At 63.6% G+C, this 17782-nt stretch carries 17 protein-coding genes; 4 read left to right on the forward strand and 13 right to left on the reverse strand.

The window, feature by feature from the left end:
* Nucleotides 1–68 precede the first annotated feature (68 nt).
* On the reverse strand, nucleotides 69–1256 hold the full coding sequence (locus tag MA04_RS13315; protein WP_163122823.1) for an MFS transporter: 1188 nt from the start codon (nucleotides 1254–1256) through the stop codon (nucleotides 69–71).
* Between the two features lie 253 nt (nucleotides 1257–1509).
* Here MA04_RS13315 and MA04_RS13320 point away from each other — a divergent pair, with 253 nt between their 5' ends.
* Nucleotides 1510–1998 carry a YcxB family protein gene (locus MA04_RS13320; protein WP_262460920.1) on the forward strand — a complete coding sequence of 163 codons (489 nt, stop codon included), beginning with the start codon at nucleotides 1510–1512 and terminating at the stop codon, nucleotides 1996–1998.
* A 19-nt stretch (nucleotides 1999–2017) separates the two neighbouring features.
* Here the strand turns inward: MA04_RS13320 and MA04_RS13325 are convergent, their stop codons facing one another.
* Nucleotides 2018–2977: a hypothetical protein gene (locus MA04_RS13325; protein WP_163122829.1), complete on the reverse strand. Its 960-nt coding sequence runs from the start codon at nucleotides 2975–2977 to the stop codon at nucleotides 2018–2020.
* Nucleotides 2978–3093: 116 nt separating this feature from the next.
* On the opposite strand from MA04_RS13325, the gene ilvD reads away from it, so the two are divergent.
* Complete coding sequence (ilvD, locus tag MA04_RS13330) at nucleotides 3094–4770, forward strand: dihydroxy-acid dehydratase (RefSeq protein WP_262460922.1); 1677 nt, start codon at nucleotides 3094–3096, stop codon at nucleotides 4768–4770.
* A 63-nt stretch (nucleotides 4771–4833) separates the two neighbouring features.
* On the opposite strand, the gene MA04_RS13335 is transcribed toward ilvD, so the two are convergent.
* Nucleotides 4834–5274 (reverse strand): carboxymuconolactone decarboxylase family protein, encoded by a 441-nt coding sequence (locus tag MA04_RS13335; RefSeq protein WP_063140466.1) that lies wholly within the window; start codon nucleotides 5272–5274, stop codon nucleotides 4834–4836.
* Nucleotides 5275–5296: 22 nt separating this feature from the next.
* Nucleotides 5297–5737, reverse strand: a complete 441-nt coding sequence (locus MA04_RS13340; RefSeq protein WP_063140465.1) for a carboxymuconolactone decarboxylase family protein — start codon at nucleotides 5735–5737, stop codon at nucleotides 5297–5299.
* Between the two features lie 128 nt (nucleotides 5738–5865).
* Between MA04_RS13340 and pdxR the strand changes: the two genes are divergently transcribed.
* Nucleotides 5866–7266 (forward strand): MocR-like pyridoxine biosynthesis transcription factor PdxR, encoded by a 1401-nt coding sequence (gene pdxR / locus MA04_RS13345; protein ID WP_262460925.1) that lies wholly within the window; start codon nucleotides 5866–5868, stop codon nucleotides 7264–7266.
* 41 nt (nucleotides 7267–7307) lie between these two features.
* Nucleotides 7308–8102, forward strand: coding sequence for a VOC family protein (locus MA04_RS13350; RefSeq protein ID WP_262460926.1), 795 nt, complete (start codon nucleotides 7308–7310; stop codon nucleotides 8100–8102).
* Between the two features lie 49 nt (nucleotides 8103–8151).
* On the opposite strand, the gene MA04_RS13355 is transcribed toward MA04_RS13350, so the two are convergent.
* The 9 genes from MA04_RS13355 to MA04_RS13395 all read right to left on the reverse strand — a co-directional run bounded on the left by MA04_RS13355 (nucleotide 8152) and on the right by MA04_RS13395 (nucleotide 17495).
* A complete protein-coding gene (locus tag MA04_RS13355) occupies nucleotides 8152–9267 on the reverse strand; it encodes a PQQ-dependent sugar dehydrogenase (RefSeq protein ID WP_262460927.1) in 1116 nt (371 codons plus the stop codon).
* Between the two features lie 250 nt (nucleotides 9268–9517).
* Nucleotides 9518–10177, reverse strand: coding sequence for a glutathione S-transferase family protein (locus tag MA04_RS13360; RefSeq protein ID WP_262460929.1), 660 nt, complete (start codon nucleotides 10175–10177; stop codon nucleotides 9518–9520).
* 14 nt (nucleotides 10178–10191) lie between these two features.
* Nucleotides 10192–10983 (reverse strand): glucose 1-dehydrogenase, encoded by a 792-nt coding sequence (locus MA04_RS13365; protein ID WP_163122847.1) that lies wholly within the window; start codon nucleotides 10981–10983, stop codon nucleotides 10192–10194.
* A 121-nt stretch (nucleotides 10984–11104) separates the two neighbouring features.
* Nucleotides 11105–11521: a PaaI family thioesterase gene (locus MA04_RS13370; protein WP_262460930.1), complete on the reverse strand. Its 417-nt coding sequence runs from the start codon at nucleotides 11519–11521 to the stop codon at nucleotides 11105–11107.
* Complete coding sequence (locus MA04_RS13375) at nucleotides 11518–11955, reverse strand: PaaI family thioesterase (RefSeq protein WP_262460932.1); 438 nt, start codon at nucleotides 11953–11955, stop codon at nucleotides 11518–11520. The genes MA04_RS13370 and MA04_RS13375 overlap by 4 nt, the downstream gene beginning before the upstream one ends.
* 242 nt (nucleotides 11956–12197) lie before the next feature.
* Nucleotides 12198–12776 carry a TetR/AcrR family transcriptional regulator gene (locus MA04_RS13380; protein WP_262460933.1) on the reverse strand — a complete coding sequence of 193 codons (579 nt, stop codon included), beginning with the start codon at nucleotides 12774–12776 and terminating at the stop codon, nucleotides 12198–12200.
* 98 nt (nucleotides 12777–12874) lie between these two features.
* The gene (locus MA04_RS13385) at nucleotides 12875–15280 is read right to left on the reverse strand and encodes a membrane-bound PQQ-dependent dehydrogenase, glucose/quinate/shikimate family (RefSeq protein WP_262460934.1); all 2406 of its coding nucleotides are present in this window, start codon (nucleotides 15278–15280) and stop codon (nucleotides 12875–12877) included.
* A gap of 13 nt (nucleotides 15281–15293) precedes the next feature.
* Complete coding sequence (locus tag MA04_RS13390) at nucleotides 15294–16544, reverse strand: lytic murein transglycosylase (RefSeq protein ID WP_262460935.1); 1251 nt, start codon at nucleotides 16542–16544, stop codon at nucleotides 15294–15296.
* A gap of 39 nt (nucleotides 16545–16583) precedes the next feature.
* Entirely contained in the window at nucleotides 16584–17495 is a 912-nt protein-coding gene (locus MA04_RS13395; protein ID WP_080530346.1) for a YihY/virulence factor BrkB family protein, read from the reverse strand.
* Between the last annotated feature and the right edge of the window lie 287 nt (nucleotides 17496–17782).

The following is a 17782-nucleotide window of genomic DNA, read 5'->3' on the forward strand; positions in this document are numbered from 1 at the left end:
TGTGGGAGCTTGCCGGCAAGCTCCCACAGCGGCTTTCGTAGTCCGGTCCGTGGGAAGCGGCCGGGCGGTTAATGGTCGGTGGCCCGCTCCACCGCCCGGCCGGCGAAGAACACCAGCAGGCCACCCAGCGCCAGAGCGGTACCCACCAGCCCGGTGGTGGACCAGGGCAGATCGCCGCGGGTGGCGACGCCGGCCAGCCAGGCGCCGAGGGCGTTGGCCAGGTTAAAGGCGGCGTGGTTAAGGGAAGCGGCCATGGTCTGGCCGTCGCCGGCCACATCCATCAGCCGCGTCTGCAGCGCCGGACCGAGCGCCATGCTGGTGCCCACCAGACCCACGAACAGTAACCCCCACCACATGGAATTGGCGGCAACGAAGAACAGGCCCTGGATCACCGCGCACCAGATCAGAATGCCAGGGATGGACTTCATCAGATTGCCGTCGGCGGCGCGGGCGCCGGCCAGGGTGCCGAGGATGGTGCCGATACCGAAGATGGCCAGCACCAGCGGGCCCAGGGATTCATCCATACCGGCCTGTTCGGTGAGCGTAGGCATCACATAGCTGAACACCGCGAACATACCGCCGAAGCCGATGCTGGCGATGCCCAGGGTGAACAACACCCGGTGTTTGAGCAGCGCGGACAATTCACGCAGCGGGCTGGCATGAGGATCCACCGGTTGCACCGGCACGAAAATCCGCACCATCAGAGCGGTGAGCAGAGCGATAGCGCCGACCCCGGCGAACGCCACCGGCCAGCCGAACTGATTGCCGGCCCAGGTGCCCAGAGGGGCGCCCAACAGAATCGCCACGGTAAGGCCGGTCATCACCCGGGCCACCGCCCTGGCCCGTTGATGAAACGGCACCGCCGAGGCGGCGACCAGGGCGGCGACGCCGAAATAGGCACCGTGAGGCAGACCGGCGATGAACCGTAACGCCACGAAGGACCAGAAACCGGGGGCCAGGGCGCTGGCCAGATTGCCCAGAGCGAACACCAGCATCAGTATGATCAACAAGGCGCGGCGCGGTACCCGGGCCGCCAGGGTGGAGATGATCGGCGCGCCCACCACCACGCCCATGGCGTAGCTGCTGATGGCGTAGCCCACGTCCTGTGGATCCACCTGCAGATCCAGGGCGACCCGGTTGAGCAGGCCCATGATCACGAATTCCCCGGTGCCGATGCCGAAGCCACCCAGCGCCAGGGCCAGTTCGGCGATGCGGGGGTGTCTGGCCATGGCGGCCTTGGGTTGCTGGACGGACATGCGCGCTCCTCGCTGCCGCGGCAAACAAAAAGCCGCCGGAGAAGCCGGCGGCCGAGAATGAGGTATGGGAAGACGTCTATTTTGACAGATTTGTTCCTAAGCAAAAGAAAAGATTTTGTTTATGACGCTGATGAGCACGGCCAATGCCCCGACGGTATCAGTGCCGACCGCATCGCGATTTCAGGCACCGGGTACGGATTCGCATCGTGAACCCGGTACACTCTGTATTCATCAATGGGAGGGAGGCGCGGCCATGGAAACGCGGTACACCATAAGCGAAGACGATTACGTCCGTGCCGCCGGATTGTTTGCCCGGCCGACGCCCAGGGCGAAGGTGGTCTACGCATTGGTACTGGCGGTTCTGGTGGTGCTGGCGCTGTTTGGGCCGCCGGTGGTGCGGGCCGGGGCGATGGGTGGCCTGATCGGTGGCGGTGTGACTTTCCTGCTGCTGCGGTTGTTGGTCGCGCCCTGGCTTTCACGGCGCCATTATCGAAGCTACAAGGCGATTCAGGAGCCCACCACGATGACGCTGATGGACGCCGGGATCCGCTTCGAGGCGGAGAGTGGCACCGCCATGGTGAGCTGGGACAAGATACTCAAGTGGCGCCACAACGACCGCTATATCCTCATCTATCCGATGCCGCGCTTGTACTACATCGTGCCCAAGGCGGCGGCCGGGCCCGGATTCGACCCGGCGCTTCTGATCGAGGCGTTGAGCGCGCGTGTTGGCCGGGAGCGCTGAAACGTGAAGGCGACTTACCCTAGCCGCCGAGTAACCTGACCAGCGCCGGCAAACCGAACGCCAACAGCAGGCTCACCGCCAGACCCAGCATCGCTTTCATGGCATCCGACATCACCACGCGCGCGGTTTCCCGCGTCGAGGGTGTGAACATATGCATGGAGATGGCGAATTCCCGGCCGGCCAGCAGCCCCAGAAACACCCAGGTGGTGGACATGGGGATACTGCTCATCTCCTTGAACACGAACAGAATGATCGCGTAGATGAAATCGATGATGGTGGCGGCCCGGATGTCCACGGTGCCGGTCTTGGTGGTGACGATGCGCTGGATGGTGCCGCCGGCGGTCTTGAAGATCCAGGCATGCAGGACCAGCAGCACCACCAGTGACAGGAAAAATTGCAGACCGTCCAGTTCCCGGGGCAGGTAGGCATAGATGTTGGCCAGATCCTGAATCAACCATTGGCTCCACAGAAAGCCGGTGGAGGCCCATTGCAAGGCGATCCAGTAGGAGGGCACCGGCTTGCCGTAGGTGCGGTCGAAATACTCGGTCAGATGCCGGATCACGAACCGGTAGGTGAACAAGGCGACGACGAACGCCACGGCGTACCCGAGCCCGGATTTGCTCAGCATTGACTGCACGTTGCCGGCGGCGAATACCGACAGCACCAGGAAGGTGGTGCTCACCGGTATGCCGTAGCGGGTAAGAATCAGGATCGCCAGGGGCGGGATCACATAAAGCCAGGTGATGCCCTGCTCGGGCATGGGGAATTTCTCCAGGCGGCCATAGGCCGGATCGCCGCCATGACTGAACCAGCCATACAGCAGCACGACCACCAGAATGGCACTGGCGAACGCCCACAGCAGCCACCAGGGGCGGTGATGGTTGGAGGAAATGAACGTGCCCAGGGTTTGGATGGCGTCGTTGGCGACAATGGAATACGCCGCCAGTAAGAAGCCCGCCACCATCAGAATATCGCCCATATTCTCGTTCCTTATGAATGGGATTTGCCGACCAGCCTGTTCCCGATTGTTTACGACTCTATGACGTGGCGGTAAAAGCGTTATGCTGGAATCAGCCCGTGATCAGGAGAACAACGATGAACGAAGACAAACGCCGCCGTTATTCCGCGCCGGTGGTGGACGGCATTGCCAAGGCGCCGAGTCGGGCCATGTTGCGTGCCACGGGATTCACCGATGAGGATTTCGTCAAGCCGCAGGTGGGTATCGCGTCTACTTGGAGCCGGGTCACGCCCTGCAACATGCATATCGACGGCCTTGCCCGGGAGGCTGGTGCAGGCGCCGACGCCGCCGGCGGCAAGAGCGTGATCTTCAACACCATCACCATCTCCGATGGCATCGCCAATGGCACCGAGGGCATGAAGTACTCCCTGGTTTCCCGTGAGGTGATCGCCGACTCCATTGAAACCGTGGCCGGTTGTGAGGGGTTTGACGGGCTGGTGGCCATCGGTGGCTGCGACAAGAACATGCCCGGCTGCCTGATGGGGCTGGCACGGCTTAACCGGCCCTCGGTGTTCGTTTATGGCGGCACCATCCAGCCCGGTCCCGGCCACACGGATCTGATTTCCGTGTTCGAGGCGGTGGGGGCCTACACCAAGGGGGACAAGCGTCTGATCGAGGTGGAGCAGGTGGAGAAAGTGGCGGTGCCCGGCCCCGGTTCCTGTGGCGGTATGTACACCGCCAACACCATGGCCAGCGCCATTGAGGCATTGGGTATGAGCCTGCCGGGCAGCTCCGCCCAGAACGCCGTATCCGAGGACAAACTGGCCGATTGCCGGGCCGCCGGTGCCGCCGTGCTGGACCTGCTGGAACGGGACATCAAACCCAGCGATATTCTGACCCGGGAAGCGTTCGAGAACGCCATCACCGTGGTCATCGCCCTGGCTGGATCCACCAATGCCGTGCTTCATTTGATGGCCATGGCCCATACCATCGGCGTGCCGCTGAGCCTGGAAGACTTCACCCGCATTGGTAAAAGGGTGCCGGTGCTGGCGGACGTGCGCCCCAGCGGGCATTACCTGATGAGCGAACTGGTGGCCATTGGCGGCATTCAGCCGCTGATGAAAACGCTGCTGGAGGAGGGGTTGCTGCACGGTGATTGCCTGACCGTCACCGGTCGCACCCTGGCGGAGAATCTGGCCGATGTGGCGCCCTATCCCGACGAGCAGAACATCATCCGCGCGCTGGACCGGCCGATCAAGAAAGACAGCCATCTGCGTATTCTCTATGGCAATCTGGCGCCGACCGGCGCGGTGGCCAAGATCACCGGTCACGAGGGCACCCACTTCAGTGGCAAGGCACGGGTATTCGCCTCCGAGGAGGGCGCCACCGCCGGCATCATGGAAGGCACCGTGGTGGCCGGCGACGTGGTGGTGATCCGCTACGAAGGCCCGCGCGGCGGCCCGGGCATGCGTGAAATGCTGACGCCCACTTCGGCGATCATGGGACGCGGTTTGGGCAACGACGTCGCCCTGATCACGGATGGCCGTTTTTCCGGCGGCAGCCACGGTTTCGTGGTGGGCCACATCACTCCGGAGGCCCAGCAGGGCGGTCCGATTGCCCTGGTGGAAGACGGCGACGAAATCGTCATCGACGCGGAGAACAACACCATCACCTTGAAAGTTTCCGAACAGGCGATGATCGACCGCCATGCCCGCTGGCAGGCACCAGCACCCCGCTATACCCGCGGGGTGCTGGCCAAGTACGCCCGCACCGTGGGGTCGGCTTCCCAAGGCGCGGTGACCGACGGCGATTGAGCGGTGGAAGAAGAGCCGGACGCCGGGCGCTATAAACAAGAGGTCGGACGTCCGACGTCCGGCTCAATCCGGCGCGCGGCGGAACCCCACGCCGAAACGATTCAGCATGTTGATCACGCCGATCACGTAAGTGAGATCGGTGCATTCCTTCTCGGTGAACTGATCCGCCAGCGCCCGGTAAAGCGCCTCGTCATCGTGGCCGGCGTCGCTGAGGCGGGTCAGGTGGTCAGTCCAGGCCAGGGCGGCTCTTTCCCGCTGGCTGAACCAGGGCGCTTCGTGCCAGCCTGGCAGGGTGTCCAGCACTTCGTTGGGAATGCCCCGGTTACGGGCATCCGCCGCGTGCATGGACATGCAAAACAGGCAGCCGTTGATCTGTGAGGCACGCAGCTTCACCAGTTCCACCAGGCGATGTTCCAAACCGGTGGCATCGATGACTTTCTGAGTGGCGAACACCGCTTTCATGGTGTCCGGTGAGGCGCTGTAGAAATCGAAGCGGGCTTTCATTTTTATCTCCTGAACAAGAGCGTTATTCCGGCTCGTGACGGAAGCCGACGTTGAAGCGGTTCCACATGTTGATGACGCTGATGGCGTAGGTCAGATCGGTGCGTTCTTTTTCGCTAAAGTGCGCGGCCAGCTGATCGTATTCCGCCTCGTCGTCACGGTGGCCTTCGCCGAGTCGGGTGAGGCGTTCGGTCCAGGCCAGAGCGGCCCGTTCCCGTTCACTGAACCAGGGCGCCTCACGCCAGCCGGACACGGTATCGAGGACTTCGTTGGGCACGCCGGCGGCGCGGGCATCGCGGGCGTGCATATGGACGCAGAAGGCGCAGCCGTTGATCTGCGACGCTCGCATCTTGATCAGTTCCAACAGACGGTGATCCAGGCCGGTATTCTCGATCACTTCCGAGGTGCCGAGCATGGCTTTCATGGTGTCCGGCGAAGCGGTGAAGAAGTTGATACGGGCTTTCATGGTTGCTCCTGTTAAACAAGCGGGCCTGTTGAACAGGCCGGGTGGCAAAGAGGTTGAAATGCCGGTTCAGATTAGGGCTGAATTGGAAGGTCTGGCAGATCCAATTCGAACGATTTTGGGAGACCAATTTGCAAATCCACCTACCGCTGAATGGCACCGGAACGGTACCCCAGCGGCTTTACCGCGACCTGCGCTTGGCTCTGGCGGAGGGCCGTCTGGCCCCCGGCGAGCGGTTGCCACCCAGCCGCGCATTGGCGGCGGAGCTGGGTATCGCCCGGCAGGCGGTGGTGGATACCTATGAACGTTTGGTTGCCGAGGGCTTTTTTGAAGCGCGCCGGGGTGCCGGAACCTTTGTCCGTCGGCTGCCACCGGTGGTGACCGGCGAACAGGTGGAACCGGGAGTGGGGCCGGGCCGGCACTGGCGTCCGTTACCCGTATGGGGAGACCGGGAGGCGCCGCGGCGCTATAACTTCGCCGGTGGCGTGACCGACCGGCGTTTGCTGCCGATGACGGATTGGCGTCGGGCGGTGATGCATGCGCTGCGTGAGGAAGCCCGGGATCGCACCCTGCAGGGCGAGTGCCAGGGGTACCTCGGTTTGCGCGAAGGGATCTCCCATTACCTGGGTTACAGTCGCGGTTTGCCGTGCGCGGCGGATGAAGTAATGGTCACCCAGGGGGCCATGCAGGGGATGGATTTGCTGTCCCGGGTGCGGATCGCGCCGGGAGCGGTGGTGGCGGTGGAGGAGCCGGGCTATCCGCCGGCGCGCTGGGTATTTGAATCCTATGGCGCCCGCGTGGTGGGGGTGCCGGTGGATGAGCAGGGGTTGTGCGTGGACCAGGTGCCGGAGGCGGCTTCGATGATCTATGTGACGCCTTCCCACCAGTTTCCCCTGGGTATGCCGATGACCCTGGAACGGCGGCTGCAATTGCTGGACTTCGTTCGCGGGCGTGACGTGCTGATCGTCGAGGACGATTACGATGGTGAGTTCCGCTTCGACGGCCGTTCCCTGGAAGCGCTCAAGAGTCTGGACCGGCACCAGCAGGTGGCGTATCTCGGCTCGTTCTCCAAGGTGCTGCATGCGGATCTGAGACTCGGCTACATGATCATGCCGAAGGGGCTGCAACCAGCGCTGCGCCAGGCCAAGAGCCTGACCGACGGGCGCGCGCCCAATCTGATGCAAAAAGCCCTGGCCAATCTGATTGAGGAGGGCGCTTTCGCCCGGCACCTGCGCCGCATGCAGAGGCTTTATCAGCGGCGGCGGCAGCGACTGCTGGAGGCACTGGCGCAACGGCCGGATCTGTGGAACTGTCTGCCTCAGGTGGCCGGAATTCATTTGACGCTGGAATTCCGGCAATCGGTGGACAAGCTGGAAGCCCGGTTGCTTGGAGCAGGCATCAACGCGGAAGATCTGGGTGGCTTTCACGCTTCGTCCGAAGGGACGAAGGGGCTGCTGATCGGCTTCGGTATGATTGATGACGAGGACATTGAGGTTGGCGTACGCGCGCTGGCGCGGGCCTTATCGGCTTAAGCTCCGGGGCGTCGGAGCCCGCGGATCAAGGAGAATAATGAATGACCTATCTTCGCTTCCGTCAGTTGTGTTTGGTAGCCCGCCAGTTGGAACCGGTGGTGGAGGATCTGGCCGAGGTTTTCGGAATTCAGGTCTGTCATCGGGATCCGGCGGTGCAGGCGTTCGGTCTGCATAATGCCTTGTTGCCGGTGGGCAATACCTTCATTGAAGTGGTGGCGCCGGTTCGCGAGGACACCACCGCCGGCCGCTTTCTGCAACGCCGGGGCGGTGACAGTGGCTACATGGTGATTCTCGATACCGACGATGTGGACCGCTGGGGCCCCCATGTGGATGCGCAAGGCGTGCGGGTGGCCGCTTTTCTCGGGCACGGTGACTATCGGGGCATGCAACTGCATCCCAAGGATCTGGGCGGTACTCTGCTGGAAATCAATCACACCCGTTACGGTGAATCTCTGGACGGCCCCTATAATCCGGCCGGGCCGGATTGGCAGAGTTTCGTTAACACTGACCGGGTGGAACGCATCGTCGGGGTCGAGTTGCAGGGCGGAGAATCGGAGGCCATGGCGCGCCGCTGGGGAAGCCTGTTGCGCCGGCCGGTGGAGAATAGTGGCGAAAGCAGCGGCGGGGGCCAGCAGGTGACGCTGGATAACGCCTATCTGCATTTCGTCGCTGATCGGGATGGGCGCGGTGAAGGGTTGAGTGGCGTGGATATCCTGGTGAATGATCTGGAGGCCATCAAGGAGCGCGCTCTTGAGCGTGGCCTGCCGGTGGATCAAAGCCAGGTCAGCATTGGTGGCGTCCGTTTCCACCTGGTTCATTCCGAGGCTTTGAACTGATCCGTTGGCGCTTGGCCGCGAGGGGACCGGCTGTGATCAAGGGCTGCGTTCAGTCCGGCTCCACCCGGAGCAGTTGCCCGTCATTGCTGTCGGTGAGCAAATACAGATAACCCTCCGGGCCCTGGCGCACATCGCGGATACGTTGCTCGCGCTGCCGCAGATAACGCACTTCCTGCTTCGGTGTCTCACCCTCGAATCGCACCCGGTTCAGATGCGTCAATTTAAGCGCGCCGGATAACGCATCGCCCCGCCATTGTGGGTACCGCTCACCACTGACGAAAGCGAAACCGGAAGGCGCAATGGAGGGCACCCAATAATGCAGTGGTTGGGCCAAGCCTTCCTGGTGGGTCTCGCCAATGGCGGGGCCGTAATATTCGCGGCCGTAGGTGATTTCCGGCCAGCCGTAGTTCACTCCCGGTTTCACCGTGTTGATTTCATCGCCGCCGCGCGGGCCATGTTCGTTGAGCCAGGGTTGACGGGTGTCGGGGTGTAACGCCAGGCCCTGGGGGTTTCGATGCCCCCAACTCCAGATTTCCGCGCGGCCGTTGCCGCCGTTGGCGAACGGATTACCGCTGGCGGCGGCGCCGTCCTGATCCAGACGCAGTACACTGCCGGCATGATCGCCGGTGTCCTGGGCCCGCTGCCGTTGTCCCCGGTCGCCGATGGTGAGAAACAGATGGCCCTCGTCATCGAACAGCAGCCGCCCGCCAAAGTGCTGGCCGGTATCACTGCAGGCGTCGGCCACCAACACATCGCGGAAGCCGTGTAGTTCGCCGTCACGATATTCACCGTGGCCCACCGCGGTGGTGGCGCCGCCGTCACAGGCTTTGGCGTAGCTCAGATACAGCCGCCGGTTATCCTCGAAGCGGGGGTGAGGCAGCACATCGAACAGGCCGCCTTGGCCCTGGGCCACCACGGCGGGAATGCCGGGGACCGGTTCTTCCACCAGTACACCATCATGGAAACGGCGCAGGGTACCGCCCCTTTCGGTAATCAGAACCTCGCCTCCGGGCAGAAAGGCCAGAGACCAGGGATGCTCAAGCCCTTCAGCGAGAACGGTGACGGTGAGTGGTGTCCCGTTTTCCGGGGTAATGGGGGAGGTGGCGTCGGCGCAGCCGCTTAACAGAGCAACGAGGGCAAGCGCCAAGCAAGAGCGGAGCAGCATGACGGAGAGTCCTGGCGGAAAGGCCCGGTCAGCTTAGCGGGATGGAGGGCGGCAAAAAAGTGCCGGTATCGCGGTCCGTGAACCAGCGCTGTTACAGACCATTCGCGGCCGAGGCCGCTTCCCACAGCGGCTTCGTAGTTCCTTCTGTGGGAAGCGGCGCGGGCGGCGCTCCGCTTGGCCGCGAATACAGTGTGAATTCATATCTCCAACACCAATGGACGGATCGCGATAGCGGTTGCGTCTCAGCGCCTTACTTGCCGCCACGCACGTGGGCCATAAACTCGGCCATACCGGCTTTGCGCTCCTCGTCCACCTGGCGCGCGCTGTCTCTTTGGTTGAGTTGATCAAGCAGCACCTTACTGCCGGGGATCTCCGCCAGCAGGTCCAGATCGAACAGTTTGCCGGCGATACCGGCGGCCAGATCCAGGCTGTAGAGCAGGACGGCGTCGGCGGCGGTCAGTTGGGCGCCGGCCACGAACGGATCGAACTTCGCCACCCGCTTCAGGGCGGCGGCGCCCTTGATCAGCGCTTCCCGGGCCTGTTGCTTGGTTTCGTCGCTGACCTTGCCGCCGAAGAACACCTCCGGATAGCAGCGGCGGGCCGGCAGTTCGATATACAGTTCGATCAGTTTGGCCAGCTCCTTGACCTGGGCGCGCTGGAACGGATCGGCGGGGTACAGCGCCTGGCCCTGGCCGGTTTCATCGATGTATTCCAGGATCACGTTGGTTTCGGCGAGAAACCCCTGGTCGGTTTCCAGCACCGGCACCTTGCCCATGGGGCTGATGGCGAGAAAGGACGCTTCCTGGGACGGGTAGTCGTTGACCTGCTCGAAGGCCATGCCTTTTTCCAGCAGCGCGAACTTCACCATGTTGACGTAGTTGCTGGCACTGAAGCCATGCAGTTTGAGCATTGTTGTTCTCCTGATTATAACGCGGTAAGGCCACCGTCCACCGACAGTTGATGACCGGTGACGAAAGAGGACGCGTCCGACAGCAACCACTGTACCGCCTGCGCCACTTCCGTTGCTTCACCGACACGCCCCATGGGGTGCAGGGCCGCGTGCAGGCGTCGTTGCTGTTCGGCGTCGATGCCATCGTCATGTTCCACCTGAGCGATGGCGCGCTCCATCATGGCGGTACGGATGATGCCTGGACAGACCGCGTTGACGCGGATGTTCTGACGGGCGTATTCCGCCGCCACGCTCTTGGTCAATCCCACCACCGCGTGTTTGCTGGCGGCGTAGGCGGCTCGCTTGGGAGCGCCCACCAGGCCGGCGATGGACGCGGTATTGACGATGCTACCACCGTCACCCTGTTTGGCCATGGCGGCAATCTGGTATTTCATGCACAGCCACACGCCTTTGACATTGATATCGATGATGCGGTCGAACAGGGCCTCTTCCACGGCTACGATCTTGGCGTTTTCTTCCTCCACGCCGGCGTTGTTGAAAGCGCCATCCAGACGTTCATAGGCCTCCAGCGTGGCCTGCACCAGGGCGGACACCTGATCCGCGCGGGTGACATCCACGGCCATGGCTCTGGCGGTGCCGCCGGCTTCGCGGATGGCGGCGGCGGTGGACTCCACGGCGTGGGCGTCGATATCGGACAGCATCAACCGTGCTCCCGCCGCGCCCAGGCTTTCTGCCGTGACCCGGCCGATGCCGCCGCCGGCACCGGTGATCAGAATGACCTTGCCGGCCAGTTGTTCATCCCGCATCTGTCGTGTCTCCGTTGAGGTTCGCTCTCTACTGTAGCGGATTCCAGTGGAAAACCCGCATGTCGAAAGCGGCACGAAGGCGGCGACAGGCGACCCGTTAGAGCCTGAACAGGCTCTTGGGTCAGGACGGGATGGGTACCATCAAGGCCTCGCCGACCGCGAACGGCGTTCCCTCGGTGTCGGCCAGATCCCCCAGCTCGGCGTTCACGAACACCTGCCGCCGGCCGGCCTTGAGCACCCGGGCACGTACCACGAAAGTCTCCGCCACCGCCGGTCTCAGGCAACGCACGGAAAATTGTGAGGCGGTGACGTTGCCGACTTGTGACGCGGCGGCGAAGCCGCAGGCGGTATCAATCAGACCGCCAATCAGAGCGGCGTGAAGGAAGCCGCTGTATTGGGCGAACTCATCGCGCCAGCGTAAGCGCAGCTCCGCCTCGCCGGCTTCCACCCGGTACACCTCGAGATTGAGCCAGTTATTGAAGGCCGCCAGACGGGACAGGGCGCGAATGCGTTCCAGCATCTCGGGGGCGTCGCTCATGCTGAGGTCTCCGATGAAGGGCGCGGCGCCAACGCCTTGAAGACGGCGGTGGCGCGGGCGCACAGAGTGTCGTCCGCCCATACCTGGGCGGCGGCGAAGTTCAGGGAAGGCCCGGTCCGGGTGGCCTCGGCACGGATTTCCACCCATTGGCCGAGGCGGGCGCTGCCCAGGAAGTCCAGCGTCATGCTTACCGTGACGAGGCCGGAAATACCGCCCAGCCGGTCGGCGCAACTCAGTCCCATGGCATTGTCCGCCAGCGCCGAGATCAGTCCGCCATGGACAAAGCCGCGGCTGTTGGCATGGGGCTGGTCGGCGCGGATGGCGAGGCTGAGCCCGTGATCATGATGGCGGATGAAAATCGGCTCCCAGGGCGCGGTGAGCCCGCTGGCGCGGCGGTGCCGCTCATAACCGGCGGGGACGGCGAGGTCGGACATGACAGGTCTCCAGTTATTTTTAATTAGACCAGTCTATATAATTGTGAAGCAACGACAAGCCGAAATGAAAGAATGGGCTGATAAGGGGCGGCGCGCATCGTGGTTGGGTGCTACGAAGCCGCTGTGGGAGCTTGCTTGCAAGCGAATACCGCAAACACGCCTGAGCAAACCTCATTCGCTTGCAAGCAAGCTCCCACAGCGGCTTCGTAGCTATCCCTGGGGATGATATCCAGGTTCCGGTGTCAGGGGCGCAGGGCGTTGATCTGGTCGGCCAGGCTGGCGCAGGCGTCGGCGATGGCCTGACCGTGGCATTCCACCCGGGCCTGGACCAGGGCGCCTTCCAACGCGGAGAGAATCAGGGAAGCCAGGGGGCGGGCCCGATTGGCCGGGATACCATCGTCGATCAGCAAGGCTTCCCATTCCCGGCGCCAGTTCTGTATGGCTTCGCGGCCGGCGTCGGTGATCAGGCGGGAAGCAGGGGTGGTTTCCAGCAGGGTGGTGGCCAGCGGACAGCCGTCGGCGAAACCGGATTGCGCCATCCAGCCGGTCAGCAGGTCACCATAGACGCGCAGTGCGTCGGCACTATTGCCATGCTGGCGGCGCAGGTCACGCAACGTATCCAGTACCCGCTCCCCGGCGTGGCGCACGGCGGCTTCGCCAAGCTGCTCCTTGCCGTTGGGAAAGTAATGGTAGAACGAGCCTTTAGGGGCGCCGGCGGCGGCCAGGATGTCGTTGATGCCGGTGGCGGCGTAACCCTGTTTGCGGAACAGGGCCACGGCGCTGTGGATCAGGCGGTCGCGATGTTTGGGGCGGGTTGCCATGGTGTGGGTCCGTCAACGAATGATCTAGACCAGTCTATACAGTGGGCGGAACACTGTCATGGTGCCGTCAGCCCGGACCGACCCGATGTGGGCTAGCGCTATTGCTTCTTCACTTTTTCTTTTTCCGCCGCCGCGTCATCCAGCACATAGGCGATCACGGCATCACGGCTCGGGCCCCTGGTGCCGATGGCGCTGTGGCCGCCGGCCGTCACCAGCAGTATCTGCCGGCCGGTGTCGTCCAGATAGGTCATCGGTGTGGCATGGCCGCCGATGGGCAGACGGTCTTCCCATAGCGTGCGCCCGCTGGTGAGGTCGTAGGCACGCACGTGGTTATCCAGGCCGCCGCTCATGAACGCCACGCCGCCGGCGGTGATGATCGGTCCGCCGATATCCGGCACGCCGATCGTCACCGGCAACGCGATCGGTGACGGGTAGCCGATGGTGCCGTTGCGATGGCGCCATACCACTTCGCCGGTACGCAGATCGGCGCCGGCCACGTAACCCCAGGGCGGTTGCTGGCAGGGCAGTCCCAGTGGCGACAGGAACGGTTTCATCTTCACCGCATAGGGGGCGCCATAGTTTTCGTTGGCGCCGGGACCCCGTGAGGAAACATGGCGGCTATGGTCGTCTTTTCTGGGTACCAGAGTGGAGACGTAGGCGAGATAGGAGGGCGAGGTGAACGCCACCTGGCGGACCGGATCCACCGCCAGGGCGCCCCAATTGAATACGCCGAAGTTTCCCGGATAAATCAGGCTTCCTTGTTCCGAAGGCGGCGTATAACGGCCCTGGTACTGGAGCTGGCGAAAGCGGATGCGACAAAATAATTGATCCACCGGCGTGGCGCCCCACATGTCCCGCTCACGCAACGGCGGTGGATTGAAATTGAGGGCGGAGCTGGGCTGGCTGGTGGCCACGGTCTGATAACCGAGACTGGCCGGCGCCGGTTGTTCGCGTACCGGCAACACCGGATCGCCGGTGCGGCGGTCGAGCACATAGACGTCGCCCTGCTTGGTCGGTTGCACCAGCACCGGCACGCGGCCCTGGGGGGTATCCAGGTCCAGCAGGCTGGGCTGTGCCGGTACATCCATGTCCCAGAGATCGTGGCGGACAGTCTGGAAGACCCAGCGCACCTTGCCGGTGGCCAGATCCAGCGCCACCACCGAGGAACTGAAGCGTTCGGCATCGGGGTCGCGCTGTTCCCCCCATTGATCCGGAGTGTGATTGCCCATGGGCAGATAGACCATGCCCAGAGCTTCGTCGACGCTGGCCACCGACCAACTGTTGGGACTGCTGGCGCTGTAGGTTTCGCCCTCCGGCAGCGGTTCGGTTCGTTCCGGGCTGCCGGGGTCCCAGTTCCACACCAGCCGGCCGTCGTCCACATCGTAGGCGCGGATGACACCGGAGGGTTGGGCGACGGAAACGTTGTCGCTGATCAGGCCACCGATGATCACCACCTGGTCGGTGACCACCGGCGGCGAGGATGGATAGTAGAGGGGCGGTTGCGGGTTGGGCATGCCGGCCCACAGATCCACTTCGCCATTACTGCCAAACCGGGCGCACCGTTCACCGGTGTCCGCGTCGAGCGCGATGAGGCGGGCGTCGGCGGTAGGCAGGAACAGCCGCCGTTCACAATGCAGATCTTCCGGATCGATCAGGCTGTCCCGTTCGCTGCCGGTGGCGGCGAGCATTTCCTCTGGCTGTGGATTGGTGCGTTCCACCGTGGCCAGCGGCGGCTGACGATGACCGGGGAAATAAGCCACGCCGCGACAGATTTGGCGCCGGCGATTGAGCTCCGGTTCGATGTCGGGATCGAAACGCCAGCGTTCCACGCCGGTGGTGGCGTCCAGTGCGATCAGCTCATGGCGCGGCGTGCACAGGTACAGGGTATCGTCCACTTTTAGCGGTGTGGCCTCGAACGTGGTGGCGTCGGTGTCGCCGGTATGGAACACCCAGGCCCGGCGCAACCGGGCCACGTTGTCGGGGGTGATTTGCGCCAATGGCGAATACCGCTGGCCGAGGGCGGTACGTCCGTAGGCGTGCCAGTCTCCTTCGGCCACCAACTCGGAGTGGCCGGCGTCCGGGCTGACCGGGCCGGGCAGCTCTCCGGTCAGATCATGGGGGTCCTGATAGTAGCCGACAGCGGCTACCGCCGTGCTCAGCAAGACCGCCAGCAGCAAAGGCGCGCGTCCGCCCCGGATCGGGGACGCCACGCCAGGAATTACCAGCAGCAAACCAAACAGCACCAGCAATGCGCCGCGCGGCGCCAGGGCCCACCAGTCCAGTCCTGCCTCCCACAGGCTCCAACCGAGGGTGCCGACCAGCAGCAGGGCGTACAGGCCCAGGGCGCTGCGCCGTTTCATCAGCAGCAGCAAGGCGCAAAGCACCAGCACCGAGCCGGCCACCAGGTAATAGGGGCTGCCGTTCAGGGACACCAGCCAGCCGCCGCCGGCGGCCATGGCCAGCCCCAGCAGTAGTATCAGCAGGGCGATCACCACACGAATCACGAAGCACCTCCTCTTACCGCGGCGCTTGCTGAGGCCGCGGTGACTCGCCCGGTTTGGCTTCCGCCTCTTCCTTGAGAATGCCCAATGCCTTGAGACTGGCTTCATCCGGGAAACCGTCGGCTGGCAGCCCCTGTTGTTGCTGGAAGCGGCCAAGCGCGGCGCGAGTGCCCGGACCGAGCAGCCCGTCTTCGGAGCCGGCCTTGAAGCCGTCGGCGTTCAGGCGCGCTTGCAACGCCTTGACCTGGTCCCGGTGCAGACGCGGCGCCGGGACCGGTGCCCGGCTGAGTTCGCCGGCGCCATTGATCCGGTCCGCCAGACGGCCCACCGCCAGCGCGTAGGCTTCGGAGCGATTCCAGCCCATGATCACGCGGAAGTTCTCGTACACCAGAAAGGCGGGGCCATGGGCGCCGGAGGGCACCAACAGCGACGCGTTCATCGGCGCCTCCGGCAGTGGCTGGCCGTTGGGAAGTCGCACGTTGCGTTCGCGCCAGTAACTCAGCGGCCAGGATTCACCGAGGCCGGCCAGGCCATAGTCGAACTGGTCCGGTAACGAGACTTCGCGGCCCCAGCGCTCGCCGGTCCGCCAGCCCAGGGCGTTGAGGAAATTGGCGGCGGAAGAGAGTGCGTCCGGCAGGCTGTGCCAGAGATCCCGGCGGCCGTCACCGTCGCCGTCCACGGCGTAACGGAGAAAAGTGGAGGGCATGAATTGGACATGGCCCATGGCGCCGGCCCAGGAGCCTTCCATCTGTGGCACGGTAATGGCGCCTTCTTCGACGATGCGCAGAGCGTTCATCAACTCGGCGGTGAAAAAAGCGCCGCGACGGCCTTCACAGGCCAGCGTGGCGAGCGCGTCGAGTACTGGCGTGTTGCCGTAAAAACCGCCGTAGTTGGTCTCCAGCCCCCAGAACGCCAGCAGGTAAGCGGCGGGGACGCCGTACTCGGCTTCCACCTTTGCCAACAGCTCGGCGTGCTGGCGGCCCAGCTCCCGACCTTGTTTAATCCGCTGTGCCGTCACCCGTCGCCCATAGTAGTCGGCGAAGCTGCTGGTAAATTCCGGTTGTTTGCGATCCAGCTCGACCACCTTGGTCTGCAGGGTCAGTGCGGGGATCCGCTGACGGGCCAGCTGCGGATCGATGCCGTCCTCTATGGCTTTTTGTTCCAGCTCACCCAGGCATGCCCGGAAATCTTCCTGTTCCAGGGCATGGGCACCGGTAATCAGACCGAACAACAAAACCGGCATGGTGATGAAAAAGGGGCGGGACATAATCTCTCCATGACATCAGGGGGCGGGCCGGGGCCCGGATTATTGATCTTCCAATACGCGTCGTACCCGTACCGCCGTGGCGCGCGGGCGGACAGTGCTGTTACGGGCTTCCGCGCGGGCGCGGGTGACGGCGGCGCCGAACAGCAGGATCAGCGACGAGTAGTACACCCACAACAACAGCAGTACCAGGGAACCGGCGGCGCCGTAGGTGGAGGCGGTGGCGGTGTGGGAAAGATACAACGCGATCAGGAAGCGGCCGAGGATGAACAGCAAGGCAGTGACCAGCGCGCCGAGCAACACGTCACGCCAACTCAGGATGGCGTCCGGCAACACCTTGAAGATGGTGGCGAACAGCAGCGTGATCACGGTGATCGATACCAGGGTCTCCACCGCCACCATCAATACGCCGGGCACGGGCAGCCATTCCTGGGCGAACACCATCAGCGCCTGGGTGATCACGCTGAGCAGCAGCGACACCATCATCACGAAACCGATGGAGAGGACCACGGTAAGCGACAGCAGCCGGTTCTTGATCAGCGCGAACACGGTGTTGCGTGACGGACGGGGGGCAATATCCCAGATGTTGTTGAGTGAACGCTGCATCTGAGCGAAGACCGTGGTGGCACCGATCAGCATGGCGCCGACGCCGATGATGGTGGGCAACAGACCACCGTCGGTGATGCGGGTACGCGCCACCGCTTCCGCCACCGCCTGGGCGGCCTCGGCACCGACGTTGTCTTCCAGCAGACTCATGATTTGTTGCATGGCGGCATCGGTGCTCATCACCAGCCCGATCACCTGAACCGCCAGAATCACCACCGGCGCGATGGAGAACAGCGTGAAGAACGCCAGCGCGCCGGCGTGGATCAGGGCATCACCTCGTAACCAATAGCCGATGGAGGCTTTGAGAATACCGAACCAATAGAGGACGATGTCCTTGATTTTCTGCATGCCGTGTCGTCCTGGCGGCGATTGTCGATGGGACTATTGTTCCGCTATGCGCGCCGAGAAGAAAGTCCACTTTTCTTCGTAGAGGGATGGCCGGATCTGGTGATCGCTACGAAGCCGCTGTGGGAGCTTGCCTGCAAGCGAATCGTTCTTCCAGCCCTGGAAGTTCGCTTGCAGGCAAGCTCCCACAGCGGCTCCGTAGCAGAAACTGTGGGAGCCAGCTTGCTGGCGAATTCAGGCCCTCCGACATAGGGAAATTCGCTTGCAGGGCACCATTGAAGCTCCCACAG

This window comes from Alloalcanivorax balearicus MACL04, from assembly GCF_025532145.1.
Lineage (GTDB): Bacteria > Pseudomonadota > Gammaproteobacteria > Pseudomonadales > Alcanivoracaceae > Alloalcanivorax > Alloalcanivorax balearicus.

What these genes read in the sequence shown, in the direction of transcription:
- MA04_RS13315 (WP_163122823.1), bottom strand. Translation starts at nt 1,256, where the DNA reads ATGTCCGTCCAGCAACCCAAGGCCGCCATGGCCAGACACCCCCGCATC.
- MA04_RS13320 (WP_262460920.1), top strand. Translation starts at nt 1,510, where the DNA reads ATGGAAACGCGGTACACCATAAGCGAAGACGATTACGTCCGTGCCGCC.
- MA04_RS13325 (WP_163122829.1), bottom strand. Translation starts at nt 2,977, where the DNA reads ATGGGCGATATTCTGATGGTGGCGGGCTTCTTACTGGCGGCGTATTCC.
- ilvD (WP_262460922.1), top strand. Translation starts at nt 3,094, where the DNA reads ATGAACGAAGACAAACGCCGCCGTTATTCCGCGCCGGTGGTGGACGGC.
- MA04_RS13335 (WP_063140466.1), bottom strand. Translation starts at nt 5,274, where the DNA reads ATGAAAGCCCGCTTCGATTTCTACAGCGCCTCACCGGACACCATGAAA.
- MA04_RS13340 (WP_063140465.1), bottom strand. Translation starts at nt 5,737, where the DNA reads ATGAAAGCCCGTATCAACTTCTTCACCGCTTCGCCGGACACCATGAAA.
- MA04_RS13350 (WP_262460926.1), top strand. Translation starts at nt 7,308, where the DNA reads ATGACCTATCTTCGCTTCCGTCAGTTGTGTTTGGTAGCCCGCCAGTTG.
- MA04_RS13355 (WP_262460927.1), bottom strand. Translation starts at nt 9,267, where the DNA reads ATGCTGCTCCGCTCTTGCTTGGCGCTTGCCCTCGTTGCTCTGTTAAGC.
- MA04_RS13360 (WP_262460929.1), bottom strand. Translation starts at nt 10,177, where the DNA reads ATGCTCAAACTGCATGGCTTCAGTGCCAGCAACTACGTCAACATGGTG.
- MA04_RS13365 (WP_163122847.1), bottom strand. Translation starts at nt 10,983, where the DNA reads ATGCGGGATGAACAACTGGCCGGCAAGGTCATTCTGATCACCGGTGCC.
- MA04_RS13370 (WP_262460930.1), bottom strand. Translation starts at nt 11,521, where the DNA reads ATGAGCGACGCCCCCGAGATGCTGGAACGCATTCGCGCCCTGTCCCGT.
- MA04_RS13375 (WP_262460932.1), bottom strand. Translation starts at nt 11,955, where the DNA reads ATGTCCGACCTCGCCGTCCCCGCCGGTTATGAGCGGCACCGCCGCGCC.
- MA04_RS13380 (WP_262460933.1), bottom strand. Translation starts at nt 12,776, where the DNA reads ATGGCAACCCGCCCCAAACATCGCGACCGCCTGATCCACAGCGCCGTG.
- MA04_RS13390 (WP_262460935.1), bottom strand. Translation starts at nt 16,544, where the DNA reads ATGTCCCGCCCCTTTTTCATCACCATGCCGGTTTTGTTGTTCGGTCTG.
- MA04_RS13395 (WP_080530346.1), bottom strand. Translation starts at nt 17,495, where the DNA reads ATGCAGAAAATCAAGGACATCGTCCTCTATTGGTTCGGTATTCTCAAA.